This is a genomic window from Ruegeria sp. P10 (genome assembly GCF_056534925.1).
On the sequence record NZ_JBQERJ010000004.1, the window covers coordinates 232,365 to 250,420 of the forward strand.

The 18,056-nt window shown below is 57.9% G+C and carries 20 protein-coding genes and 1 tRNA gene; 8 read left to right on the forward strand and 13 right to left on the reverse strand.

The window, feature by feature from the left end; all coding sequences use genetic code 11:
- Positions 1-124 precede the first annotated feature (124 nt).
- Positions 125-1,171, reverse strand: coding sequence for a ketol-acid reductoisomerase (ilvC, locus tag ACR0FB_RS09020; protein WP_480619983.1), 1,047 nt, complete (start codon positions 1,169-1,171; stop codon positions 125-127).
- Positions 1,172-1,278: 107 nt separating this feature from the next.
- Here ilvC and ACR0FB_RS09025 point away from each other — a divergent pair, with 107 nt between their 5' ends.
- Both ACR0FB_RS09025 and ACR0FB_RS09030 read left to right on the forward strand, forming a co-directional pair.
- Positions 1,279-1,734, forward strand: a complete 456-nt coding sequence (locus ACR0FB_RS09025; protein WP_480619126.1) for an Lrp/AsnC family transcriptional regulator — start codon at positions 1,279-1,281, stop codon at positions 1,732-1,734.
- Positions 1,731-2,189: an Lrp/AsnC family transcriptional regulator gene (locus ACR0FB_RS09030; protein WP_152457626.1), complete on the forward strand. Its 459-nt coding sequence runs from the start codon at positions 1,731-1,733 to the stop codon at positions 2,187-2,189. The genes ACR0FB_RS09025 and ACR0FB_RS09030 overlap by 4 nt, the downstream gene beginning before the upstream one ends.
- Before the next feature lie 6 nt (positions 2,190-2,195).
- On the opposite strand, the gene ACR0FB_RS09035 is transcribed toward ACR0FB_RS09030, so the two are convergent.
- Positions 2,196-2,897, reverse strand: coding sequence for a GntR family transcriptional regulator (locus ACR0FB_RS09035; RefSeq protein ID WP_348539704.1), 702 nt, complete (start codon positions 2,895-2,897; stop codon positions 2,196-2,198).
- Positions 2,898-3,126: 229 nt separating this feature from the next.
- Here ACR0FB_RS09035 and ACR0FB_RS09040 point away from each other — a divergent pair, with 229 nt between their 5' ends.
- The gene (locus ACR0FB_RS09040; RefSeq protein ID WP_480619129.1) at positions 3,127-4,254 is read left to right on the forward strand and encodes an aminotransferase class V-fold PLP-dependent enzyme; all 1,128 of its coding nucleotides are present in this window, start codon (positions 3,127-3,129) and stop codon (positions 4,252-4,254) included.
- Positions 4,255-4,266: 12 nt separating this feature from the next.
- Here the strand turns inward: ACR0FB_RS09040 and ACR0FB_RS09045 are convergent, their stop codons facing one another.
- From ACR0FB_RS09045 to ACR0FB_RS09055, 3 genes are all read right to left on the reverse strand, one after another.
- Positions 4,267-5,463, reverse strand: coding sequence for a UbiH/UbiF family hydroxylase (locus ACR0FB_RS09045; protein ID WP_480619131.1), 1,197 nt, complete (start codon positions 5,461-5,463; stop codon positions 4,267-4,269).
- A gap of 74 nt (positions 5,464-5,537) precedes the next feature.
- Positions 5,538-5,786 carry a hypothetical protein gene (locus ACR0FB_RS09050; protein WP_171228521.1) on the reverse strand — a complete coding sequence of 83 codons (249 nt, stop codon included), beginning with the start codon at positions 5,784-5,786 and terminating at the stop codon, positions 5,538-5,540.
- 85 nt (positions 5,787-5,871) lie between these two features.
- Positions 5,872-6,516 carry a pyrimidine 5'-nucleotidase gene (locus ACR0FB_RS09055; RefSeq protein WP_171723477.1) on the reverse strand — a complete coding sequence of 215 codons (645 nt, stop codon included), beginning with the start codon at positions 6,514-6,516 and terminating at the stop codon, positions 5,872-5,874.
- A gap of 100 nt (positions 6,517-6,616) precedes the next feature.
- Between ACR0FB_RS09055 and ACR0FB_RS09060 the strand changes: the two genes are divergently transcribed.
- Positions 6,617-7,264 carry a GntR family transcriptional regulator gene (locus ACR0FB_RS09060; protein ID WP_171633258.1) on the forward strand — a complete coding sequence of 216 codons (648 nt, stop codon included), beginning with the start codon at positions 6,617-6,619 and terminating at the stop codon, positions 7,262-7,264.
- Between the two features lie 3 nt (positions 7,265-7,267).
- On the opposite strand, the gene ACR0FB_RS09065 is transcribed toward ACR0FB_RS09060, so the two are convergent.
- Positions 7,268-9,145, reverse strand: coding sequence for a glycosyltransferase (locus tag ACR0FB_RS09065; RefSeq protein WP_480619133.1), 1,878 nt, complete (start codon positions 9,143-9,145; stop codon positions 7,268-7,270).
- 81 nt (positions 9,146-9,226) lie between these two features.
- Positions 9,227-10,393 carry a glutamine-hydrolyzing carbamoyl-phosphate synthase small subunit gene (carA, locus tag ACR0FB_RS09070; RefSeq protein ID WP_171633252.1) on the reverse strand — a complete coding sequence of 389 codons (1,167 nt, stop codon included), beginning with the start codon at positions 10,391-10,393 and terminating at the stop codon, positions 9,227-9,229.
- 183 nt (positions 10,394-10,576) lie between these two features.
- Here carA and ACR0FB_RS09075 point away from each other — a divergent pair, with 183 nt between their 5' ends.
- Positions 10,577-11,062 carry a GatB/YqeY domain-containing protein gene (locus ACR0FB_RS09075; protein WP_171633249.1) on the forward strand — a complete coding sequence of 162 codons (486 nt, stop codon included), beginning with the start codon at positions 10,577-10,579 and terminating at the stop codon, positions 11,060-11,062.
- Between the two features lie 5 nt (positions 11,063-11,067).
- On the opposite strand, the gene ACR0FB_RS09080 is transcribed toward ACR0FB_RS09075, so the two are convergent.
- The 3 genes from ACR0FB_RS09080 to ctaD form a co-directional block, all read right to left on the reverse strand.
- Positions 11,068-11,559, reverse strand: coding sequence for a DUF2244 domain-containing protein (locus tag ACR0FB_RS09080; protein ID WP_171633245.1), 492 nt, complete (start codon positions 11,557-11,559; stop codon positions 11,068-11,070).
- Between the two features lie 44 nt (positions 11,560-11,603).
- Complete coding sequence (locus ACR0FB_RS09085; RefSeq protein WP_171723474.1) at positions 11,604-12,203, reverse strand: 2-hydroxychromene-2-carboxylate isomerase; 600 nt, start codon at positions 12,201-12,203, stop codon at positions 11,604-11,606.
- Between the two features lie 123 nt (positions 12,204-12,326).
- Entirely contained in the window at positions 12,327-13,985 is a 1,659-nt protein-coding gene (ctaD, locus tag ACR0FB_RS09090) for a cytochrome c oxidase subunit I (RefSeq protein WP_170346621.1), read from the reverse strand.
- Positions 13,986-14,290: 305 nt separating this feature from the next.
- Between ctaD and ACR0FB_RS09095 the strand changes: the two genes are divergently transcribed.
- Positions 14,291-14,710, forward strand: coding sequence for an HIT family protein (locus ACR0FB_RS09095; protein ID WP_480619135.1), 420 nt, complete (start codon positions 14,291-14,293; stop codon positions 14,708-14,710).
- On the opposite strand, the gene ACR0FB_RS09100 is transcribed toward ACR0FB_RS09095, so the two are convergent.
- On the reverse strand, positions 14,711-15,133 hold the full coding sequence (locus tag ACR0FB_RS09100; protein ID WP_480619138.1) for a MerR family transcriptional regulator: 423 nt from the start codon (positions 15,131-15,133) through the stop codon (positions 14,711-14,713).
- An 82-nt stretch (positions 15,134-15,215) separates the two neighbouring features.
- Here ACR0FB_RS09100 and ACR0FB_RS09105 point away from each other — a divergent pair, with 82 nt between their 5' ends.
- Complete coding sequence (locus tag ACR0FB_RS09105) at positions 15,216-16,157, forward strand: cation diffusion facilitator family transporter (protein ID WP_480619140.1); 942 nt, start codon at positions 15,216-15,218, stop codon at positions 16,155-16,157.
- Positions 16,158-16,472: 315 nt separating this feature from the next.
- Here the strand turns inward: ACR0FB_RS09105 and lipB are convergent, their stop codons facing one another.
- Complete coding sequence (lipB, locus tag ACR0FB_RS09110; protein WP_171633236.1) at positions 16,473-17,129, reverse strand: lipoyl(octanoyl) transferase LipB; 657 nt, start codon at positions 17,127-17,129, stop codon at positions 16,473-16,475.
- Between the two features lie 39 nt (positions 17,130-17,168).
- Positions 17,169-17,828: a DsbA family oxidoreductase gene (locus tag ACR0FB_RS09115; RefSeq protein ID WP_171723470.1), complete on the reverse strand. Its 660-nt coding sequence runs from the start codon at positions 17,826-17,828 to the stop codon at positions 17,169-17,171.
- 141 nt (positions 17,829-17,969) lie between these two features.
- On the opposite strand from ACR0FB_RS09115, the gene ACR0FB_RS09120 reads away from it, so the two are divergent.
- Positions 17,970-18,056 (forward strand) — tRNA-Leu (locus ACR0FB_RS09120).

An 18,056-nucleotide genomic window follows, 5' to 3' on the forward strand; every position in this document is an offset into this window, starting at 1 on the left:
TGTCGGAACGCGCGGGTGCGCCAAAAAATTTTTACCTGACCGGCTGTTTATGTGCCTTGCCGGACCTTTGTTCAAACGAAAAAGGCGGCCACTCAGGCCGCCCTGTGAAAGGCTTCCGCCGTACTTAGTTCTTTTCTTTGTCAACCATCTTCCCGGCCGAAATCCACGGCATCATGCCGCGCAGCTTGGCACCGGTTTCTTCGATCATATGCTCGTCATTGGCACGGCGCGCCGCTTTGATGGTCGGCTGGCCAACGGCGTTTTCCAGCATGAAGTCACGAACGAATTTACCCTGCTGGATGTCGTCCAGAACCGCTTTCATGCGCGCTTTGGTTTCGTCGTATTTCAGGATACGCGGCCCGGTGACGTACTGGCCGTATTCGGCGGTGTTCGAGATCGAATAATCCATGTTGGCGATGCCGCCTTCATAGATCAGGTCAACGATCAGCTTCACTTCGTGCAGGCACTCGAAATACGCCATTTCAGGGGCGTAACCGGCTTCGACCAGAGTTTCAAAGCCGCAGCGGATCAGTTCGACCAGACCACCGCACAGAACGGCCTGTTCGCCGAACAGGTCGGTTTCACATTCTTCACGGAAGTTGGTTTCGATGATGCCCGAGCGCCCGCCACCGATGGCCGAGCAGTAGGACAGGCCGATTTCCAGCGCCTTGCCGGTTGCATCGTTGTGGACAGCGACCAGGCAGGGCACGCCGCCGCCTTTGGTGTATTCGCCGCGCACGGTGTGGCCGGGGCCCTTGGGGGCCATCATGATGACGTCGACGCCTTCTTTCGGCTCGATCAGGCCGAAATGGACGTTCAGGCCGTGGGCAAAGGCGATGGCCGCGCCCGGCTTGATGTTGTCGTGGACATATTTTTTGTAGGTCTCGGCCTGAAGCTCGTCGGGCATGGTGAACATGATCACGTCACACCAGGCAGCCGCTTCGGCGATGCCCATCACTTGCAGACCTTCCGCTTCGGCTTTCTTGGCCGAGGGCGAGCCTTCGCGCAGGGCGATGACCAGGTTCTTTGCGCCTGAATCGCGCAGGTTCAGCGCGTGGGCGTGACCTTGCGAGCCATAGCCCAGGATAGCCACTTTCTTGTCTTTGATCAGGTTGATATCGCAATCGCGATCGTAATAGACGCGCATTTCGCCGGTCCTTTCTTGTTTGATTGCGGCGGTTGTATCTGCCTGTTCGCGCAATGGCGATAGGGTTGGGCTTGAGTTTTTGCGAAAAAGATGAAGAATAATTCGTAATAGTTAGAGAAAGTGAAAAAATCATGCTTGATGATATTGATCGGCGCATTCTGCGCCACTTTCAAGCAGACCCGAGCCTGACAACAGCGGAACTGGCCGATCTTTGCCGGATTAGCGCGGGCGTCTGCTGGCGGCGAATCGAAAAGATGCAGACCGCAGGGATCATCGAAGGGCAGGAGGCCGTGATAGACTGGGCCGCGATGGGATATGCTGTCGAAGTTTCGCTTCGGATCACGCTCGACAAGACGCAGGCCCGAGCTTTCGACGATTTCACGCAGGCGGCGCGTGACGTGGCAGAGGTAATCGAAATCCAGACCTTTCTGGGTCGTGTCGATGTTCGTCTTTCCGTCATTGCAAAAGATATGAAGCATTATCAGCAGCTTTATCGCGACCGGATTCTGACCCTGCCTCATATTGCCGATATCGAGGCCCTTATGCACATCGCGCGGGTCAAGCGGGACGAGGTGCTGCCGGTATGATCGAACTGGATGAGATTGATCGCCGTCTTCTTCGCGCGCTGCAACAGGATGCCACGCAAAGTGCCGGAGCATTGGGGCGCCGGTTCGGGTTGTCCCAACCCGCCACGTGGCGCCGCATTCGTCGGCTGGAAGAGGCAGGAATAATCAAGGGCCGTCGGCTGCGTCTGAATGCCGAGGCGCTGGGGTTCGGTGTCACAGTCTTTCTGGGCATCAAGCTGGGGCGCAAGGGCCAAGTCAGTCTTGAAGATTTTGAGCGCGCTGTCAGTGCCGTGCCCGAGGTGCAGACAGTCGAACACGTGCTGGGGCTGTATGATTATCGACTGCGTGTCGTAGCCCGGGACTTGGCCGATTTCGAACGTGTTTTGCGGCGTCGGATCATGACTCTGCCGGGTGCAGGCGACGTCGAGGCCAACGTTCTGCTGAGCGAAGAACGTCTGCCCGGTCCCATCGGCTGAACAGAGTCAGTATTTCGTGCGGATGCAATAGCCCGGATGATGCGTCATGCGCGCAAAGGTAAGCGGCCTGTCTTCTTTCCAGGTGGTGCGCTCCATTTGAATCATGGATGTTCCCGCCGTGGTGCCCATGAATTCTGCCAGTCGCGCATCTGCGGAAATGGCACAGAAAGCGACCTCGGCATCGGTGAAAGGTGCGGCCGTCAACAGCCATTCATGTGGCCCCTGTTCGAACAGGTCCGCGTCCTCCACGTCAGGTACGGCCTCGATGTTGATCCATCGTTCTTCCATCTGGAAGGGCCGATTATCTGCATAGTGCATACAAATTACATGTAGAACACGCGCGTCCGGTGCCACGTTGATCTGCGAGGAAAGCCATCCTGGGCTGGTGACCACATTCCTTTCAACAAGCGCATAGCGATAGTTTGCATTCTGGTTTTCGACCACTTGCCGCGCCAGTGACAATTCAAGTTTGGCGTGTTTGCTGGGCTCTTTCTTGACACGTGTCCCGCTCTTGCGTTTGCGCTCGACAAAGCCCTGGTCGGCCAGTTCTCTCAAGGCTCTGTTCACAGTGGCCCGGGCGCAATTGAACTCCTCTGCCAGCTGGGTCTCCGTCGGCAAAAGCGATCCTTGTGGCCAGACACGGCTTTCAATGCGTCGTTTTACTTCGTCTCGAACGAACTGGAAGCTGATACGCTTTTGTATCGTCACGGGTGAATCTATCCCTTCAAGTATAAAGTGTGCGCATCTGTTCAGAAGCAAGTAGAAGTGTAAAGGGGAAGTGACACTGGTTGGCGTCATTTTTCTGTTTTCAGGAAACTAAGTGAGAAAAATTAAGTGTTTGTTAAGCTTTACGTTGGGTCAAGTTTTGCAGCGAAAGGGCTTTACCCGCACTGACAAAGCGGACAAGACTTCGAAAACGCTTTGGAGAGGATGCGCCATGCCAGGCTTGCTGGAAACCGTTGACCCGGACGGGCTCGAAGAATTCTCGGTCGTATTTACCGACCGCTCGCTGAACCATATGTCGCAAAAGTTTCAGCAGGTGATGCGCGACATTTCGGATATGTTGAAGGGCGTGTACAACGCGGATGGCGTTGCCGTTATTCCCGGTGGTGGAACCTATGCCATGGAAGCGGTCGCCCGACAGTTTGCGCGCGGCGCAGATGTGCTTGTGGTTCGCAATGGATGGTTTTCGTACCGGTGGAGCCAGATCATTGAAAGCGGTTCTCTGACAAAGTCGACCACGGTCATGAAGGCGCGCGAGACTGGCAATTCCAGCCCATCGCCTTTTGCGCCTGCTCCAATCGAAGAGGTCGTCGCCGCGATTCGCGAACAAAAGCCCGGTGTTGTTTTTGCTCCGCATGTCGAAACGTCGGCGGGGGTCATTCTGCCGGATGATTATGTGACCGCGCTGGCAAGCGCGGCGCATGAAGTGGGTGCGCTGATGGTGTTGGATTGCATTGCGTCGGGTTGCGCCTGGGTGGACATGAAAGCCACCGGTGTCGATGTTCTGATCTCGGCGCCGCAGAAAGGGTGGAGCGCCTCGCCATGTGCCGGTCTGGTCATGTTGTCTGAACGCGGAGAGGCACGTCTGGAACAGACCAGTTCCGACAGTTTCGCCCTTGATCTGAAGAAATGGCGGCAGATCATGCAAGCCTATGAAAACGGCGGCCACGCCTACCACGCCACGATGCCGACCGATGCGTTGCTGGCCTTCCGCGACACCATGGCAGAGACTCGTGAATACGGGTTCGAAAAGTTGCGTGCGGCGCAATGGGCGCTGGGTGACGGTGTGCGGTCGATGCTGAAGGACAAGGGTGTTGTTTCGGTTGCGGCCGACGGTTTCGGCGCGCCCGGAGTTGTGGTCAGCTATACCTCGGATCCCGAAATCCAGAACGGCAAGAAATTTGCGGCACTTGGTATGCAGATTGCCGCGGGTGTTCCGTTGCAATGTGATGAGCCCGAAGGGTTCAGCACGTTTCGGTTGGGTCTGTTCGGGCTCGACAAGCTGTACGACGTGGACGGCACCATCGCGCGTTTGAAACGGGTGCTGGATCAGGTTCTTTAAGCGGACCGGGCCTTAGCGAACGCCGAGGCCCATCTGCATCAAAGTCTTGCGCACGGGGGGCAGGGAATAGAGCGCGCTCAGCCCCATCGCCCGTGCATCCCGCAGCGGCCGCGTCTCGATCATCGAGGCACGGTTTAGCAGATCAATGCCCTTGACGCGCATCTGGACCTCGGTGTGACGGGCCTTGTGATAGGCGCCCAGCATCTGTTCGTCTCCCAGACCTTCGGGCCGGGCCTGTGCCAAATCCAGCAGGCAACGCAGGTCGCCCAGAGACATGTTCAATCCCTGTGCCCCGATGGGAGGCACCACATGCGCCGCCTCGGCCATCAGCGCAATGCGTTCACCCGCCAACCGTTCCGCCGATTGGCTGATGATCGGCCAGATCGTTCTGCGGGATGCCAATTTCAGCGGGCCGAACAAACCGCAGGACCGAGAGGTCATGGCGGCCTCGAATGCCTCGGGTTCCAGGTTCAGAAGTTCAACGGCCTTCGGGCCGCGCTCCATCCAGACGATAGCGGACGAGGGCTGCCCGTTCCAGTCCGGCAGAGGCACCAGCGTGAACGGCCCCCCGGATCTGTGAATCTCAGTCGAGACATTCTCGTGTGGAATGGGGTGCGTCACCGCAAATGCCAACGCTTTTTGTCCATATCGAGTTGTGTGCACCTCGATGCCGGCCGCTTCGCGCATTGGCGAATTGCGACCATCGGCAGCAATCACAAGTCTGCACCGAACGCGGCGGCCATCGCTCAGGCCCACGCGGGCCTCGGCGGTTCGGGTGAACAGGCTGGTGGTCGCGGTGCCGGGGCGGAAATCGACATTCGGCAACTCGGCCAGTCGTGCCACCATTTCACGGCGCAACAGCCAGTTGGGCAGGTTCCAGCCGAAAGGTTGTTCGGAGATGTCGGCCGCGTTGAAGTCGCGAACGACGCGTGGCTCGGGCAAGTCGCCCCCGGCGTCAACGATCCGCATGACTTGCAACGGGGCTGCCTGTGCATCCAGTCTTGCCCACAGACCGCATTGTTCCAGCAGGCCGCGCGCAGGCTGCAAGAAAGCCGTTGTACGCAGGTCCGACCCGTCCACGTCCCGCTCGGTGATCGGAGGGCTCGGATCAACGCAGATCACTTCAAAACCTGCTGTTCCGAATACCGCCGCAGCGGTCAGACCGGCGATCCCGCCACCGGAAATCAGGATGTCACAGCTGTCGGACATGGCGCCTCTCATCATTCTGGGCAGAACCTAGTTCGGATCTGCCCCAAGTGCCAAGTGACATCCTGTCCCGTATTTCAGCCCCGTGAAATCAGGATGAGGATCAGAAACATCAGCGGCACCATCATAAGGGCAGGGATGTAGAGACCGGGAAGGCCGAACAACATGATGGAGCAGCCCCACATGCTGAAAATCGCAGCGGCGGTGTAATACAAGTCTTCTGCCTTGGCGTTGACCGCGTCGCGCGCCAGCCATCCAAAGACGGGAATTGCAAAGAAAAGGCGCTGCCAAATCGGTAGGCGCAGCGGCATGTCAATCGCGCTCATCGGGGTCTCCATCTGTTCGTCGCTGCCGCGCATATAGGGGTGTGGAAGCGCGTGCAGAACGTGCAGATCGTCGCAGTGTGACAGCCTATCGCAGGCGCGACAGAAACGCGGTCAGATCGTCCGTGTGATGGTGGATGTGATCGGCTTCATGCGGGTCGGGGGAAACATGAACCGTACGCATTCCCATCTCGTGCGGGGCCGCGAGATTGCGTGGTTCATCTTCGAACATGGCCGCCGTTTCTGTCTGAAGACCGTCTTTTTCAAAAATCGCTTCGAACGCAGCTTTTTCGGGCTTTGGTCGGTACCCTGCATGTTCAACACCGTATATCGCGTCGAACAGGCCTGTCAGGCCGCGTGCCTCAAGGACCCGTTCCGCGTAGGGCGCGCTGCCGTTGGTGTAGACGATCCGCCGGCCGGGAAGGGCGCGGATGTGATCGGCCAGTTCCGCATCCGGGTCCATGTGGCTCATGTCAACCTGATGTACCGCGTGCAGGTAAGGGTCGGGGTCCAGATCATGTTCGGCCATCAACCCAGCCAGCGTGGTCCCGTATTCCCGCCAGTAATGCGCGCGCAGCCGGTCGGCCTCGGCCCGGTCAACACCGATGGCTTGCACCACATAATCCGTCATCAGAACTTCTATCTGATCGAACAGCCGCATATGCGGTGGGTATAGGGTGTTGTCCAGATCGAACACCCATTGTGTGACATGACTAAACGAAGGTTTGACCATGGCTTGGGTTTAGGGCGCAGTCGGTCGGTTTTCAATGCTGTACTTGATCGCCGCCCCCTGTCACGGCTAGACATGTCCGAACGAGGAGACAAACGATCCCATGAGCCAGACCCGATCCCCGACCAAGGACGCCTACAGCCTTATCCTGGAAGCCATCGATGTGGGTGTCTACAAACCCGGTGATCGGTTGGTGGAAAGCGAACTGGCAGAGCGTTTCGGAGTGTCACGCACCCCGATCCGCGAAGCGTTGCAACGGTTGGAAACCCAGTCTTTGCTGGAACGGGACGGGCGGTCGTTGATCGTCGCATCCCTGGATCACAACCAGATGGCCGAGCTTTACATCGTGCGCCGGGAACTTGAAGGGCTGGCTGCGCGCCTTGCCGCAAAGCACGCCACTGAGGAAGAAATCAAGGTTCTTCAGGATATGGTCGTCGAAGACGACAAGTTGATCGATGACCCAACGGCTTTGTCGCGCGCCAACCGGCGGTTTCACGAACAGATTCATCTGGCGTCACACAATCGCTATCTGGTTCAGCAGCTTGATCTGGTTCACCGGACCATGGCTTTGATGGCGACCACTTCGCTGGCTGTTCAGGGTCGTGGCGAGATTGCGCAAAGTGAGCATAAGGGAATCGTCGAGGCCATCGCGGCCCGAGACGAAGAAGCCGCAGGGCAGGCGTTGAAGGAACATATTTCAATCGCCTTCATGACACGTCTGAAACAGGATGCCAGTCGTCGCGACAAGTGAACGTCAGGCCAGCGGAACGTCTTCGCTGGCCTGCCCGTGTTGGGTTTTGTCCCAAAAAAACGGATTTGTCGCCAGTTCCCACAGGGCTTTGTAACCGGCGACCACCCCCAGCGGGAAATACAGACACATCGTCGGGACCCACGGCAGCAAAAACCGACGTTCACGCGCGGATACAGCGATGATCCCGACGCATATGTTCAGGGCCTCGGTTGCCAGAAACAGCCAAATCAGCGCCGTCGTGATCTGCTGCGGCAGGATCTGCTCCATCGGATTGGGCATGCCCAGGGCGTACAACCAGAAAATCCATAGAACAGGGGCCAGCAGGAACTGACCCAGAGTGCCCAGAAAGAATGCCTGTAGGCCGATAAACTGGGCCGCACCCAAATCTGCATACAGTTTCCGCGGGTCCCGCATGTGCACAAGATAGGTGACCATGAACCCCTTGAGCCAGCGTGAGCGTTGCTTCACCCACGGCCAGGCACGGAAATTCGCCTCTTCGAAGGTGGCGGTGTCCACCATCTCGGTCCGGTAACCCGCCCGGCAAAGCCGCACGCCCAAATCGGCATCTTCGGTGACATTGTGGGCGTCCCAACCGCCCAGCTCCAACAGCTTTTCGCGGCGGAAAAAGAACGTCGTTCCCCCAAGCGGGACGACCAGCCCCATACGTGCGATGCCCGGTAGGATCACGCGAAACCAGCCGTTGTATTCGATGGTGAAACAGCGTGACCGCCAGTTCGTGCGAGGGTTGTAGTAGTCCAAAACACCTTGCAGGCAAACCACCTCGGGCGAAGCTTGGGTGAAATGCGCAACCACTCGTTCAATCTGATCTGGCTGTGGTGCGTCTTCGGCATCCCAAACGCCAACAATGTCACCACGGCAAAAATCCAGCGCGTAATTCATGGCGCGCGGTTTGGTGGTCAACCCGTTCAGTTCCGGGACTTCAACAACATGCATCCAACTGGGCAGAGCCACTCGCGCAAGGGCGTCGCGCGTCACGTCATCGGTCGCCTCGAGCACGAGAATGACGTCCAGCAGCGCTTTGGGATAGGTCAGCCTTTGAAGCCGTTGCACCAGAGCACTCGCGATTTCTCGCTCCTTGTACAACGGCACCATGATGGACACGCAGGGGTGACGCAGCGCGATCGCCGCCTCTGTTGGCTGGGTCGGCTTTTTCATGCGGTCGCTGAGACAGGCCAGGGCGCCCATTATCCGAAAGGCTGCAAAAAGAACCAAACTACCTACGGCCGCGCCCAACAAAACCATCAATCCAAACGAAGGGAACAGGGCGAAAAGACACAGCACACCCAGCGTTGTTGCTGATGATACGAGCCGGGACCCGGCGGTCCAGTTACGGCAGCTTTGTGCCGCGTTCACACGGGTTTCGGCCGCTTTTGCGAGCGTCCGCGCGAAGTGCTGTGCAATGACCCTGTCGATCTGATGAGAATCCGCAAGAACCGGCAGGATGGCACAGTCGCAATCCTGCATCTCGGCTGCCACGGTTGCAAAACGATCGGGCCGGGCAGTGGCGACCAAAACCAGAGGGCCGATGCGCATCCAAGGAATGACATTGTTCTCAAGCCAGAAATCTACCGGCTTCAGGTTGCACAATCCGGGCATCGGTGGAATTTGTTCGAGGTCCGCGATCTGCCACCCGAACTGCGTCGACAGGGCCTTCAGAACGTCCTGCCTGGTGGCATACCCCTCGCCAACCAGAATCTCGCCAAGCGGCGCTTTCTGCCTGGTCTGCAAGCTCAACGCATTGTCCAGTTGCGAGCGCGTGATAACCTCGGTTTCCAGCAGGCAAGCGCCCAGCGGTTTGCGAAAACCGGGCGCAGGAATCGGGGTGGCGGTTGTAAAATTCTGAAGGTTAAGTTCAACCATAAAGAAACCCTGGCACAGCTACCTGTGCTCAGGGTTGATCAAACAAGGTTAATGTGCCGTTAACTCTGGTAACTTAAGGGTTTATGCCTGCTCTTTTTTCTTTTCCATCGCATCGGCGAAACGTTCGAACAGGTAAAAACTGTCCTGGGGTCCGGGCGACGCTTCGGGGTGGTATTGTACCGAGTATACAGGTCTGTCAGTCATGCGGATCCCGCAGTTCGAGCCGTCAAAAAGTGATCTGTGGGTCTCGACCACGCCCTCCGGCAAAGACTGTGCGTCCACGGCGAAACCGTGATTCATCGACGTGATTTCGACCTTGCCGGTTTCCAGATCCTTGACCGGGTGGTTCGCGCCGTGGTGGCCGTGGTTCATCTTGACTGTCTGACCGCCCAACGCCAGCGCCAGCATCTGGTGGCCAAGGCAGATACCAAAGACGGGCAGATCGGTTGTATCCAGAATTTCCTTGATCATCGGCACAGCATAGGCACCCGTTGCGGCCGGGTCGCCGGGGCCGTTCGACAGGAAAACGCCATCCGGCTGATGGGCCAGCACTTCGGCAGCCGTCGCCGTCGCTGGCAAAACGGTTACATCACATCCAGCCGAGGCGAGACAGCGCAGAATGTTGCGCTTTGCTCCATAATCGACAGCCACGACTTTGTGGGCGGGGGCCTCTTGCCGCTTGTATCCTTCCGGCCAAGCCCAGCGCATTTCATCCCAGCGGTAGCTTTGGGCACAGGTGACTTCCTTGGCCAAGTCCATACCTTCCAGCCCGGCAAAGCCGCGGGCCGCAGCAACCAGTGCTTCGATGTCGAAATTGCCCTCGGGATCATGAGCCAGCGCCACATGCGGCGCGCCCTGCTGGCGGATGGCGCGGGTCAGACGGCGGGTATCAACGCCGCCGATGGCGATGCGTCCACGGCGGGCAAGCCAGCCCTTGAGTTCTTCGGCCGAGCGCCAGTTGGACGGCTCGGTCGGATCCCATTTGACGACCATTCCAGCGGCGACCGGATCACCGGTTTCGTCATCTTCCGGGTTCACGCCGACATTGCCGATATGGGGGAAGGTAAAGGTGACGATCTGCCCGGCATAGGATGGATCGGTCATGATTTCCTGATATCCGGACATCGCTGTGTTGAAGCAGAGCTCAGCCACGGTCTGTCCGGTTGCTCCGAAACCGATGCCGTAAAACAGCGTTCCGTCGGCCAAAGCCAGACATGCGGTGGGCTTGGACGGGGCGTTCTGGGCCATGGCGCGACTCTCCTGCAAGGTAAACCGGCGCATACCTAAGGGGGTTAAGCGCTTGGGTCAAGTCTGTTCAATTTTTGGGCTATTGTTATTTTTCAATGGGTTAAGCTTGGTCGCCCCCGGTTGTAACACGCTTTTTGTTTAGATATGTTCGGGGTTCCGTTGTCATGGGGATGGACAAGCCAAATGGACATGCGATCACGGGTGAATGCCGCCCTGAAGCAAGCAATGAAAGACAAAGCAGCCGAGCGTCTGTCGACACTGCGGTTGATCAACGCGGCCATCAAGGACCGCGACATCGCCGCGCGCGCCTCGGACAATGAAGAGGTCAAGGGCTGCGGTGATGCAGAGGTGCTTGAAATACTTGGTAAAATGACCAAGCAACGTAAGGAAAGTGCGCGCGCCTATGAAGAGGGCGGACGCCTGGACCTGGCCGAGCGCGAGATGCAGGAAGTCACCGTCATCGAAGAGTTTCTGCCCAAGCAGCTGGATGATGATGAAGTGTCAAAGGCGATTCATGCCGCGATTACTTCAACCGGTGCCGGTTCCATTCGGGACATGGGCAAGGTCATGGGCGAGCTGAAGACCCGCTATACCGGACAGATGGACTTCGGCAAGGTCGGACCCATGGTCAAGGACCAACTCTGCGCCGCATCAAACGGCGACTGCTGAGACACCTACTGCGCGACAGGATCGCGCAGTTTTCTGGCTAGGTCGTCGTAGAGCGTGATACGCTCGTCTTCCGACAAAAACGCCCCGATTTCGACCTCACGCCCGTCTCCGACGAGCGTGACGTAGTGTGGCACCGGACCACCTTTTTCGTACATCTCAGGTCGTGCCCAATAGCGATTGCACGACCATTCCTGTTGGTCCTTGCCCGGGGTGTGATGCACCAGGCGGGCTTGTGAACCGGACAAGGTGAAAACCTCAAACGCACTGCGCGCGCGATAGTTCGCCTGAATCCCCAGCCAAAGCCCAAGCACCGTCAACAGCAGAAACGGTAACAGGCCCCACAACACGACCGACCCAAGCACGGCCAACAATGGGATCAAACCGAACAGAAATACAGACAGGATGGCAATCATTGCCCCACGTCGCGGCAGAGAGTTATGCGGCCAGAGGCGCAGTTCCTGTTCGGTTTCGGATGTCTGATTCCATTTGTATGGCATACCGGAAACATATCGCAGTGCCGCCTCATGTCGACGGATTTTGATCAGACCACGTGGCCCACACGCGCCCAGGACAAGGCGTCATCCAAACGGTCGTCGCCCCAGAACACCTCTTGCCTCACCACGAAGCTGGGGGCGCCGAAAACACCCAGTTTCACGGCGATGTCTGTTTCAGCTTCCAGCGCGGTGACGATATCCGGGCTGCGCGCGCGGGCCAGTGTCAGACGAGGGTCCTGCTGGCACCGTAGCAAAGCTTCGGACAGGGCGCTTTCGCTGCCCGCCTCGACGCCATCCTCGAACCAGATGCGGTATAGGTTCTGGGTAAATGACTTGCCCCACCCATCCGTCATACCAAGCAAAGCGACCTGATTGGCCAGGGCAAGATCGGAAATCGGATAGGGTGCGGGCAGGCTGGCGTGGATGTGATACTTGGCACAGCGCCGTTCGATATCACGCCACATATATGCGGATTTTTCGGGTTTTCCGGCGAACGGGATATTCTGCTGGGCTGACATGACCGTGCGCACATTAAAGGGCCGCCAGTTAACGGTGGCGTCATGTTCAGCGCACCAGTCGTCCAGACGCATCACGGTAAGGAAGCTGTAAGTGCTGCCGATTGAATACCAAAAGTCGATTTCCGGCATTGCCGATCCTCCGACTGTTCTGTGCGGGTATCATAGCGGATTTTGGTACACTTGGCGAACCGGCAGAGGTGGAAACGAAAAAACCCCGCCACGTGGGCGGGGTTTCCTTGGATCAGATCGGGATCAGTGCGCGTGGCCTTTGTCCCAGTCTTCCTGCTTGGGCAGCTGCTCGAACGTGTGTTCGGGCGGCGGCGTCGGCAGGGTCCATTCCAGCGTATCCGCGTATTCGTTCCACGGGTTCGGACGTGTCTCTTTCGCGCCACGGAACAGGGCGTAGAACACGATACCGAAGAACAGCAGGAACGAGGCGAACGAGATAAATGCGCCGATCGACGAAACGAAGTTCCACTGGGCGAATGCCTCGGGGTAGTCGATGTAGCGGCGCGGCATGCCCTGACGGCCCAGGAAGTGCTGCGGGAAGAAGGTCAGGTTGGCGCCGATGAAGAACAGCCAGAAATGAACCTTGCCCCAGAACTCAGAGTACTGACGACCCGTCATCTTGCTGAAGTAGAAGTACACCCCAGCAAAGATCGCGAAGACAGCACCCAGCGACATCACGTAGTGGAAATGTGCCACAACATAGTAGGTGTCGTGGTAGGCACGGTCGACACCGGCCTGCGACAGAACCACACCGGTCACACCGCCGACGGTGAACAGGAACAGGAAGCCGAAGGCGAACAGCATCGGTGTCTTGAACTCGATCGAGCCGCCCCACATGGTGGCGATCCACGAGAACACCTTGACACCCGTCGGAACCGCGATGACCATCGTTGCCAGCATGAAATAGGCCTGCTGACGCAGCGACATGCCGACGGTGTACATGTGGTGCGCCCACACGACAAAGCCCAGCACGCCGATTGCGATGATCGCCCATACCATCGGCAGATAGCCGAAGATCGGCTTGCGCGAGAAGGTGGCGATCACGTGGCTGATGATGCCGAAACCGGGCAGGATCACGATGTACACTTCGGGGTGTCCGAAGAACCACAGGATGTGCTGATACAGGATCGGGTCACCGCCACCGGCCGGATCAAAGAAGGTGAAGCCAAAGTTGCGGTCCATCAGCAGCATGGTGATCGCGCCTGCCAGAACCGGCAGCGACAGCAGAATCAGCCATGAGGTGACGAAGATCGACCAGCTGAACAGCGGTACCTTGAACAGGGTCATGCCCGGGGCACGCATGTTCAGGAAGGTGGTGATCATGTTGATCGCGCCGAGGATCGAGGAGGCGCCCGATACGTGCACGGCGAAAATCGCCAGGTCCATGGACATGCCGCCTTCGGTCGTCGACAGCGGCGGATACAGAACCCAGCCCACACCCGAGCCGAGCTGATCGTTACCACCCGGGCTGAGCAGCGAGGCAACACCCAGCGAGGTGCCAGCGACATACAGCCAGAAGGACAGGTTGTTCATCCGCGGGAACGCCATGTCCGGCGCACCGATCTGCAACGGCATGAAATAGTTGCCAAATCCGCCGAACAGGGCAGGGATGACAACGAAGAACATCATCAGAACACCGTGATAGGTGATCATCACGTTCCACAAGTGTCCGTTGGGGGTACATGGGTCGGCCATGAAGCCTTCCAGGCACATGTACTGAACGCCCGGGTGCATCAGCTCGAGCCGCATGTAAACGGTCATCGCCACCGAGATCAGACCGGCAAGGGCCGAAACGACCAGGTACAGAATCCCGATGTCCTTGTGGTTGGTCGACATGAACCAGCGCTGGAAAAAGCTGCGCTGATCTTCATGGTCGTGACCGTGAATGGCTGCGTCTGCCATTATAGGTGCCTCCTGTTGCAACTGCACCGCGCAGTCGGACCTCTCCAACGCGCGGGATTCCTGCTGGTTTTAGAATGTGAAGAGGGCACCTTCAATGGCCGAGTTTGATCTGGATCAAGATTAATTGTCGCGGGCACGCGGGTGCTGCACGGTTTTCCGGCCTTGAACGTTGGGTATCTGGGCATGGCGGATAAGAATTCAAGCCCGGACTGTCGATGCGGCATGGGCGTAGGCAGAGTTCCGCCTTGACCGTTGCCCGCGTGCGTCTCAGAACTGTGCCAACACCCGCAATCCAGAGGTTTGAGATGGCTGATTACGACTCCGACAATATCTTTGCCAAAATCCTGCGCGAAGAAATCCCGTGCATGCGCGTGTACGAGGATGATGAAACGCTGGCTTTCATGGATATCATGCCGCGCGTGGACGGGCATCTTTTGGTGATCCCCAAAACACCATGCCGCAACGTACTGGATGCCACGCCCGAGCAACTGACGGCGGTTATAAAAACGGTGCAGAAGATGGCCCGGGCGGTCAAGTCTGCATTCGACGCGGACGGGGTGACTATTCAGCAATTCAACGAGGCGGCAGGCGGGCAGGAAGTCTTCCACCTGCATTTCCACGTCCTGCCGCGCCACGAAGGGGTTTCCATGCGCCCGCCGGGCAAGATGGGGGATTTCGAGCTTATCGGTGAACACGCGAAAAAGATCAGCGCCGCTCTCGTCTGATCATTCGGCGCCATGGGGCCCCATGCATTCGCCATGATCCTGAAACGCGTGCAGCACGGCACAGACATGATCGTGCTGCCCGTCGCAGGCCGCTGAAATTCGGGTCAGTTCAGCCTGGAGGTTTTGCAGACGGGCGATCCGGTCCCGGAGATCGGCCAGTTGTTTTTGGGCAATTTCGTGCGCCCGGTTAAGGTCGCTGCCAGAGGCGCCCTCAAGAGACAACAGGCCCACGACGTCGGCCAGTGGCAATCCCAGATCACGGCAATGGCGAATGAAGATCAGCCGTTTCAACGCGGTATCGTCATACCGGCGTTGATTGCCCGCCGTTCGCTCTGGCTTGGGCAACAGGCCTTTGTCTTCATAGAACCGGATTGTCGGAATTTTCACTCCGGTTCGGCGCGATAAGTCCCCGATCGAATACATTTTTCGGTTTTGATCTCTTGAACCTCTAGTGGCTAGAGGAATTACATGCTCTGGGAAGCCGTAACAAGGGACATGAAACGATATGGCACACCAGCATTCCCACACCGGGCATGGTCACCAACACAACCACATTGATCCAGACGCTGGCGATGCGCGCGTCGCTTGGGCGATTGCGGTGAACATGTTCCTGACATTGGCTCAGGTCATCGGGGGCATCATTTCGGGTTCTCTGGCGTTGATTGCCGATGCGCTGCACAATTTTTCGGATGCTGTTGCGTTGATCATCGCGTTTTTTGCCCGCAAGATTGCACGGCGTCCGGCCGATCCACGGATGAGCTTTGGCTATGGCCGGGCCGAAGTCGTTGCGGCCTTGGTCAATTACACCACGTTGATCGTGTTGTCGGTCTATCTGTTCTACGAAGGCGTCATGCGGTTTTTTGAACCCGAGCCGATCAACGGATGGCTTGTGGTCTGGGTCGCCGCGCTGGCATTGGTGGTCGATCTCATAACCGCTGCTCTGACGTATACTATGGCCAAGGACAGCATGAATATCCGGGCCGCATTCATCCATAATGTTGCGGACGCCTTGGGATCAATCGCCGTGATCGTAGCGGGCACCGCAGTGATCCTGTTCGGCTGGACATGGGTGGACCCGGCGGTGACGATCCTGATCTCGGTCTACATCATGTGGCATGTCAAAGAAGAGATAGGCGAGACGGTCCGCGTCCTGATGCTGGGCGCTCCGCCAAACCTGGAGCCAGAGCAAGTAGCCGCGGCGATCGAAGAAACGGATGGGGTGGCCGAAGTGCATCACGTGCATTTGTGGAGCATGCAGGAACGGCAACCCGCGCTGACGGCGCATCTGGTCATCGATGCGAACGCGTGGTCAGATGCCGAAATGGTACGGGACAGTGTCAGGCAGACGCTGCAAGTTCGTTTCGGGGTGGGGCATGCGACGCTCGAACTGGAACAGGCCGACCGCGCCTGCGTCGGTTCGTCCCGATTTGGCCATCAGGAAGAATAGCAGTGTCTGAAAGAGAATTGCCGTTCCGATTTGGGGTCGGAACGGCAGACTCGTAACCAAACACTTCTCGGATTTCGAGGGCGAGCCCTGGATCACCGGTTAACATACCACTCACTCTTGATTGGCAGTTCCATATTACTCGTTAACAGGGTCTTTGTATCTACCTGAGTTAAAAAATGCTTAAAGACTTCCATAAATCCATCGAATTCAGGGTTAATTGCATTACGCATGGGAAACAGAGCCAGCCGGCCACAGGGATTGTTGTTTGCAACAGAGGCGCGCAGCGATTCGCTGCGCAGTGATCGACAGATGGATTCAGGGCGCCACAGGGCCAAAAACGTCTGCGAATGTCTTTTTCAGCGCGGCATCAAGGTCTGCCATCGTTACCGGCAAGCCCAGATCGACCAATGAGGTCACGCCGTATTCGCTGATCCCGCAAGGGACGATGCCGGAAAAATGTTCCAGATCCGGTTCGACATTCACCGAGATTCCGTGAAAACTGACCCATTTGCGCAGGCGCAGTCCAATGGCGGCGATCTTGTCTTCTGCCGGTTTGCCGGTCACTGTCAACGGCTTGTCATCACGCCGAACCCAAACCCCTACGCGCCCATCACGGATCTCGCCTTGCACGTTGAATTCTGCCAGCGCCGAGATCACCCAGGTCTCCAGCTGTTTCACAAACTGACGCACGTCGCGACCACGTTTGTTCAAGTCCAGCATGACATAGGCCACACGTTGACCGGGCCCGTGATAGGTGTATTCGCCGCCGCGTTTGCTTGCGTAAACCGGAAAACGATCGGGGTCGGTCAGATCCTCGATCTTGGCCGAAGTGCCGGCCGTATACAGCGGCGGGTGTTCCAGCAGCCAGACACATTCTTCGGCTTCGCCATTTGCGATTGCGGCGACGCGCGCCTCCATAAAGGCAACGGCGTCGTCATAGCTGGTCAGACCATCGGTGATTTTCCATTCCATGCCGGTCTCATATCCGTCTGGATCGGTCAAGAAAAGGGGTCAGGCGGCCTCGGACAGGCAACGTTGCAGCACCTGGGTATAGGTTTCAGACCCCTGCGCGCCGGTCAGCAGGTATTTCCCGCCAAAAACCATGGATGGCACGCCTGAAATGCCCCGGCTGGTCCAGAACAGCTGCTTTTCACGCACCGGGGCCATGTGTTCTCCGCTTTCAAGCGCTTGTCGCGCCGTATCCGCGTCCAGCCCGATGGATCGAACAGCCTCCAGCAGAACATCCATATCGGAAACATCCCGCTGCGCTGTGAAATATGCGTCGAACAGAGCCAGTTTCAAAGGATGCTGTCGGCCGACTGATTCCGCCCAATCCAGCAACTGATGCGCCGCGAATGTGTTCACCATTCTGCTGTCATCGTCGAAGTTGAAGGCAAAGCCGAGCTTGGCCCCGATCGAGGTAAGCTTGTCCCGTGCCTGCTGACTTTGCTCGGCGGTCGAGCCGTATTTCGCCATGATATGTTCACGCAGGTTTTGGCCTTCGGGTGGCATGTCCGGGTTCAACTCGAACGGATGCCAGCGAAGCCGGGCAAGGACACCCTGTTGCTGCAACGCCATGTCAAGCTGTCGAAACCCGACAACGCACCAGGGACACACAACATCCGAGACGATATCGATCTGAACGATCGGGCGGTTATCGGGCGGTGGCATTGTGTGGCTCCTGTCAGGTCAATAGCGTGTTGTCCACTGGAGAGATATGCCCGTGGCGAAGGAATTTAAACCACTGCGTTTTTGCCTCTTCACATCGCGCGCACCAACGTCTATACGCCGCGTTACCAAGTCATTGGCAGTGCGGTCGTGGCGGAATTGGTAGACGCGCAGCGTTGAGGTCGCTGTGGGGTAACTCCCGTGGAAGTTCGAGTCTTCTCGACCGCACCA

Coding starts and splice junctions, on each gene's coding strand:
- ACR0FB_RS09065 (WP_480619133.1), bottom strand. CDS start 9,145: ATGGTTGAACTTAACCTTCAGAATTTTACAACCGCCACCCCGATTCCT.
- ACR0FB_RS09115 (WP_171723470.1), bottom strand. CDS start 17,828: ATGCCACCGCCCGATAACCGCCCGATCGTTCAGATCGATATCGTCTCG.
- lipB (WP_171633236.1), bottom strand. CDS start 17,129: ATGGAATGGAAAATCACCGATGGTCTGACCAGCTATGACGACGCCGTT.
- ACR0FB_RS09095 (WP_480619135.1), top strand. CDS start 14,291: ATGGCTGATTACGACTCCGACAATATCTTTGCCAAAATCCTGCGCGAA.
- ACR0FB_RS09040 (WP_480619129.1), top strand. CDS start 3,127: ATGCCAGGCTTGCTGGAAACCGTTGACCCGGACGGGCTCGAAGAATTC.
- ctaD (WP_170346621.1), bottom strand. CDS start 13,985: ATGGCAGACGCAGCCATTCACGGTCACGACCATGAAGATCAGCGCAGC.
- ACR0FB_RS09100 (WP_480619138.1), bottom strand. CDS start 15,133: ATGTATTCGATCGGGGACTTATCGCGCCGAACCGGAGTGAAAATTCCG.
- ACR0FB_RS09055 (WP_171723477.1), bottom strand. CDS start 6,516: ATGGTCAAACCTTCGTTTAGTCATGTCACACAATGGGTGTTCGATCTG.
- ACR0FB_RS09085 (WP_171723474.1), bottom strand. CDS start 12,203: ATGCCGGAAATCGACTTTTGGTATTCAATCGGCAGCACTTACAGCTTC.
- ACR0FB_RS09080 (WP_171633245.1), bottom strand. CDS start 11,559: ATGCCATACAAATGGAATCAGACATCCGAAACCGAACAGGAACTGCGC.
- carA (WP_171633252.1), bottom strand. CDS start 10,393: ATGGCCCAGAACGCCCCGTCCAAGCCCACCGCATGTCTGGCTTTGGCC.
- ACR0FB_RS09025 (WP_480619126.1), top strand. CDS start 1,279: ATGCTTGATGATATTGATCGGCGCATTCTGCGCCACTTTCAAGCAGAC.
- ACR0FB_RS09050 (WP_171228521.1), bottom strand. CDS start 5,786: ATGAGCGCGATTGACATGCCGCTGCGCCTACCGATTTGGCAGCGCCTT.
- ACR0FB_RS09075 (WP_171633249.1), top strand. CDS start 10,577: ATGGACATGCGATCACGGGTGAATGCCGCCCTGAAGCAAGCAATGAAA.
- ACR0FB_RS09060 (WP_171633258.1), top strand. CDS start 6,617: ATGAGCCAGACCCGATCCCCGACCAAGGACGCCTACAGCCTTATCCTG.
- ACR0FB_RS09030 (WP_152457626.1), top strand. CDS start 1,731: ATGATCGAACTGGATGAGATTGATCGCCGTCTTCTTCGCGCGCTGCAA.
- ACR0FB_RS09045 (WP_480619131.1), bottom strand. CDS start 5,463: ATGTCCGACAGCTGTGACATCCTGATTTCCGGTGGCGGGATCGCCGGT.
- ACR0FB_RS09105 (WP_480619140.1), top strand. CDS start 15,216: ATGGCACACCAGCATTCCCACACCGGGCATGGTCACCAACACAACCAC.